The sequence below is a fragment of the Spirillospora sp. NPDC049652 genome (genome assembly GCF_040675125.1).
Classification (GTDB): domain Bacteria; phylum Actinomycetota; class Actinomycetes; order Streptosporangiales; family Streptosporangiaceae; genus Spirillospora.
This window is the reverse complement of sequence record NZ_JBFAOF010000556.1, coordinates 1-4,780: the sequence shown is the minus strand read 5'-3', so window position 1 is coordinate 4,780 and position 4,780 is coordinate 1. Positions and strand designations below refer to the sequence as shown.

Genomic DNA, 4,780 nt, shown 5'->3' with positions numbered 1-4,780 from the left:
CCGGCGGACCGACGCGGATCTTGACCGACGCCTCCTCCAGCGACAGCGCGAGCAGCGCCGTGGCGGCCAGCTCCTTCTTGTTCGGCAGGCGCGCGTAGTCCCACTGGCCCGGCGCCGAGTGCTCGCTGAGGACGCGCAGCCCCTCCAGCTTCTCCTCGGGATCGGTCAGCAGCCGCGGCACCCCGAAGATCATCGCGCTGCGGTAGTTGACGCCGTGCTCGAACAGCGACCGCGCCAGCACGAGCCCGTCCACATGGGTGACGGTCACGCAGACCTCGTCCTCGGTCCCGGAGACGAGACTCCGGCTCGCCACCGACCCGTGGAAGTAGAGCGTCTCGCCGTCGCATCCGTACACGGTCGGCACCACCAGCGGCGTCCCGCCGACCACCACGCCCACATGGCACACGAACCCCGCCGCGAGGATCGCGTCGAGATCGCTCCGCTCCCTGCTCCCCTGCGCCCGCAGCCGCCGATGCCGCGTGCGCTCGTTCTCGGGCAACACCGATTCCATGACCCGCCTCCGGAACGTCGAACCCCCGAAGATCATCCCCCGCGAACCACCCCCAAAGCGAGCCATCCACCTCAACCACGCAGAACGACCCGCCCCCCGAACCCCCCACGCTCCCCAACCTTCCCCACTCGCGCCGACCGCTCTGGGAGGAACTACTAAGACGGGCACCGGGGTGGCCGGTGGTGGTCAGCGGGGGCGGGGGTGAATGTCTAGGCTGAGCGGCGTGGATGCGCGGGGTTGGGATGAGCGGTACTCGGGGCGGGACCTGGTGTGGTCGGCCGGGCCGAACCGGTTCGTGGCCGAGGAGTGCGCGGGGATGCCTCCCGGGCGGGCGCTGGACCTGGCCTGCGGGGAGGGGCGCAACGCGCTGTGGCTGGCCGGGCTCGGCTGGACGGTCACCGCGGTCGACTTCTCGGCGGTCGCCGTCGAGCGGGCCCGCGAGCTGGCGGAGGCGCGGGGCGTCTCGGTCGAGCTGCTGGTCGAGGACGTCCTGGCGTGGGAGCCGCCGACCGGCGCGTTCGACCTGGTGGTGATCGCCTACCTGCAGTTGCCGGAGATGGGGGCGGTGCTGGCGCGGGCTTCGGCGGCGCTGGCGCCGAGCGGGGTCCTGGTGTTCGTCGGGCACGACCGGACGAACCTGACCGACGGGGTCGGCGGGCCGCAGGACCCGGCGGTCCTGCACACGCCGGGGGCGGTCGCGGCGGCGCTCCCGGGGCTGACGGTGCAGCGGGCGGAGCGGGTGCGGCGGGCCGTGGAAGTGGACGGCGAGGAGCGGTTCGCCGTGGACACGCTCGTACGGGCCGTCCGGCCGCCGTTCAATTGAGCCTTTCGGGGATGTGGTCCAGGTAACGTCCGGACGGCGGGAATGCTCGGCGGGGGCCGGTCGTTACATCTGACGTGGCCGATGTGCCTGGTGTCCCCGGGCCTCATCTATTGCCTTCACGGAATACCGTTCGGCTGGAGCCGTGTCGTGCCTTTCGCCGAGAGGCGACCCGCACATCGGTCAAGCGTGGCGGAACCCCGCCGGAACTTCGGTTCCGGCGGGGTTTCGTGCTGCACGGGCGGGATGCCGGGCAATGGCAGACTCGTGGGCATGGGTCTCGCTTCGCATCTGGAAGAACTCGGCCGGCCGTGGGTCGAACGTCAGCTGGCGCATCCGACCGTGGCGGGCATCGCCCGGGGGGATCTGGACGAGGCCGTCTTCCGGTCGTGGCTGGAGCAGGACTACCTCTTCCTGCTCGACTACGTGCGCGTGTTCTCGCGGCTCGCCTGGCAGGCGCCGTCGGCGCATCTGGGCGACCTGGTCGATCTCGCGCACGCCACCTTCCACGACGAGCTGAGCCTGCACCGGGGCCTGTCCGCGGAGTTCGGCGCGGACCTGGACGGGGCGAAGAAGGGCGGCCCGTGCGCCGCCTACACGGCGTTCCTGCTGGACTCCGCGGCTGATTACGGTCAGGGCCTCGCCGCCTTGTATCCATGCATGTGGGGGTATTCGACGCTCGGGGCGCGGCTGGCCGGGAACCCGCCGTCCGAGCCCCGGTACCGGCGCTGGGTGGACACCTACGCGGACCCGGGCTTCGCCGAGCTGACCCGCCGCATCGCCCAGATGATCGACGAGGCCGCTCCCGACGCCGCCCGCGCCGAGGCGCACTTCCTGGAGGGCATGCGGCACGAGCTGGCCTTCTGGGACGTCCCGCTGTAGGTGGGCGGTGTTCAGTAGGCGCCGTTGCCGGTGACGACGGCGCGGACGGTGCGCCAGAGGATCTGCACGTCGAACAGCAGCGACCAGTTCTCGACGTACTGCAGGTCGAGCCGGACGGCCTCCTCCCAGGACAGGTCGGAGCGCCCGCTGACCTGCCAGAGCCCGGTGAGGCCGGGTTTGACGGCGAGCCGCCGGTAGACGTCCTCGCCGTACAGCTCGACCTCCTCCGGCAGCGGCGGACGCGGCCCGACCAGCGACATCTCGCCGCGCAACACGTTGACCAGTTGCGGCAGCTCGTCGATCGAGTAGCGGCGCAGGACGCGGCCGACGCGGGTGACTCTCGGGTCACGCTTCAGTTTGAACAGCACCGAGCCGCTCTCGACGCGGGCGGTCAGCTCGACGCGGCGGCGCTCGGCGTCGGTGACCATGGTCCGGAACTTGACCATCCGAAACCGGCGGCCGGCGCGTCCGATTCTGGTCTGCAGGAAGAACGCCGGACCCGGGTCGGTGAAGCGGACGGCGGCCGCGACGGCTCCCAGCAGCGGCGCGGCCGCGATCAGCAGCAGGGCCGCCGTGACCCGGTCGAACACGGCCTTGGCGGCGCGCGCCGGGCCGGTCAGCTCGGGATGGTCGATGTGCAGCAGCGAGAATCCGGCGACCGGGCGGATGGTCAGCCGCGGGCCGGCGACGTCCAGCAGCGCGGGTGAGACGAACAGGTCGGTCCGGAACTTCTCCAGGCGCCAGGCCAGCCGGCGCAGCCGGACGCCGCCCAGCTCAACGCACGGCAGGACGGCGACCGCGTCCGCGCGGCAGCGCTCGACCACCTCGGGGACGTCGTCGAACCCGCCGAGGACCATGACGTCCTCAATCGTCCGGCCGGGTGGTTCGGGGGCGCAGACGCCGACGACCTGCATGCCGTGGTGGGGGTGCAGGGACAGCTCGCGTACCAGGTCGGCGACGCCGTCGCGGTATCCGACGGCGACGACGCGGCGCATGCAGTCGCCGTCCTCGCGGGACCGGTGGAGGCGGCGGCGGGCGGTGCGGCGGGCGGCCACGTCAAGGGTGACGAGCAGCGGCAGTGCGAGGAGCACATATCCGCGCGCGACTTCCGCCTTGGTGGCGTATGACAGGATCGCGACACCCGCAGTCAGAGTGACACCCGCATTCAGTACCTTCCGATATTCGGCGGCACCCGTGCCCAGAAATCGGTGGTCGTAGCAGCCGGCGACCGACAGCCAGGGCACCCAGACCATCGGCAGGCCGATCGCGAGAAGGATGTCGGGCCATCGTCCGCTCTCGTCCCAGCCAGAGAAACGGAGCGCGAAACCGGCCACGCCCGCCGTTGCCGCACAGGACAGGTCCAGCAGGACCAGCAGATGGACATACCGGGCGAACCAGGATGCGCGCGCTGCCACCCGGCTGCCGGTGGCGGAGTTAACGCCGTCAATTACGGTCACTTGTGGTGCCCCCGAAAACAACGCCTTTGCCCTGAAAAAGCATTAAGGCGGATGTGTACGTGTCGCCCGGTCTCCGTGTGCCCTCGCAGAGCTGACTCGGCCATTGATAACCCGCCGTCGGCGCGCGGCAAAGCGGAAGGCAGTGGCCGTATGTGGTCAGAGGGAAATTGCAGGAAATTGTGAACCTCGTAGCTATTGTCTGTCGCGTCGGGGTGACAGAACAGCATCGGGGCGGGTGTGATGAGCGCGGTCATCAATCTCACGGTGCACGGCGTCGGGCCGCGGTCCGGCCGTGCGCCGGGCCGGGCCCTCGGCCGGGCGCTGGAGCCGGGCGAGGACGTGACCTGGGTGGACGCGGGCCGCCTCGAACGGGTGCTGGACGCCGTCGCGGACCGCCCGGACGTGCGGCTCACCTTCGACGACGGCAACGCCTCCGACGTGGAGACCGCCCTGCCGCTGCTGCTCGACCGCGGGCTGACCGCCGAGTTCTTCGTGCTGGCCGGACGGCTCGGCGAGCCCGGGCGGCTCACCGCCGACGGCGTCCGCGAGCTGGTCAAGGCCGGGATGACGGTCGGCTCCCACGGCTGGGCGCACCGCGACTGGCGGCGGCTCACCGCCCCGGAGGTCGGCGAGGAGTTCGTGCGCGCGCACGACGTGCTGACGGACATCACCGGCGAACCGGTCACCCGGGTCGCCATCCCGTTCGGCTCCTACGACCGGCACGTCCTGCGCCGCCTGCGCCGCGCCTCGGTCACCCGCGCCTACACCAGCGACGGCGGGCCGTCCCGTCCGGACGCGTGGCTCCAGCCGCGCACCAGCCTCCGCCACGATCTCGACGACGCCTGGATAGCCCGCGTCCTCGCGCCGCCGGGTTCCGCCCGGCGGCTGCGCCGCACCGCCGCCCGCCTCGTCAAGCGCACCCGCGGAAGGTGATCCGATGGCGCACTCCGACTCGTCCACTCCGCCCTCTGACCTGCCCTCCGACGCGGTTCGGCCGGCGCGCGTCGCGGTCGTGGTGGTGACGTACAACAGCGCCGGCGTGCTGCGCGGCTGCCTGGACTCGATCCCGGGCGGCGCGGAAGGGACCCTGCTGCGGGCGGTCGTCGTGGT

Annotated in this window: 5 protein-coding genes; 3 read left to right on the top strand and 2 right to left on the bottom strand. The window is 71.7% G+C overall.

The features are described 5' to 3' along the window. The coding region (locus tag AB0J52_RS27705) for a pyridoxamine 5'-phosphate oxidase family protein (protein WP_500185304.1) at positions 1-511 on the bottom strand (511 nt) is incomplete at its 3' end. A gap of 223 nt (positions 512-734) precedes the next feature. On the opposite strand from AB0J52_RS27705, the gene AB0J52_RS27700 reads away from it, so the two are divergent. Together AB0J52_RS27700 and AB0J52_RS27695 are read left to right on the top strand one after the other, a co-directional pair. Next, complete coding sequence (locus AB0J52_RS27700) at positions 735-1,334, top strand: class I SAM-dependent methyltransferase (RefSeq protein WP_500185303.1); 600 nt, start codon at positions 735-737, stop codon at positions 1,332-1,334. Positions 1,335-1,604: 270 nt separating this feature from the next. Beyond that, positions 1,605-2,213, top strand: a complete 609-nt coding sequence (locus AB0J52_RS27695; RefSeq protein WP_500185302.1) for a TenA family protein — start codon at positions 1,605-1,607, stop codon at positions 2,211-2,213. An 11-nt stretch (positions 2,214-2,224) separates the two neighbouring features. Here the strand turns inward: AB0J52_RS27695 and AB0J52_RS27690 are convergent, their stop codons facing one another. After that, positions 2,225-3,628, bottom strand: a complete 1,404-nt coding sequence (locus AB0J52_RS27690; protein ID WP_500185300.1) for a sugar transferase — start codon at positions 3,626-3,628, stop codon at positions 2,225-2,227. A gap of 282 nt (positions 3,629-3,910) precedes the next feature. On the opposite strand from AB0J52_RS27690, the gene AB0J52_RS27685 reads away from it, so the two are divergent. Further along, a complete protein-coding gene (locus AB0J52_RS27685; RefSeq protein WP_500185298.1) occupies positions 3,911-4,603 on the top strand; it encodes a polysaccharide deacetylase family protein in 693 nt (230 codons plus the stop codon). Positions 4,604-4,780: the final 177 nt, after the last annotated feature.

Coding starts and splice junctions, on each gene's coding strand:
- AB0J52_RS27695 (WP_500185302.1), top strand. CDS start 1,605: ATGGGTCTCGCTTCGCATCTGGAAGAACTCGGCCGGCCGTGGGTCGAA.
- AB0J52_RS27685 (WP_500185298.1), top strand. CDS start 3,911: ATGAGCGCGGTCATCAATCTCACGGTGCACGGCGTCGGGCCGCGGTCC.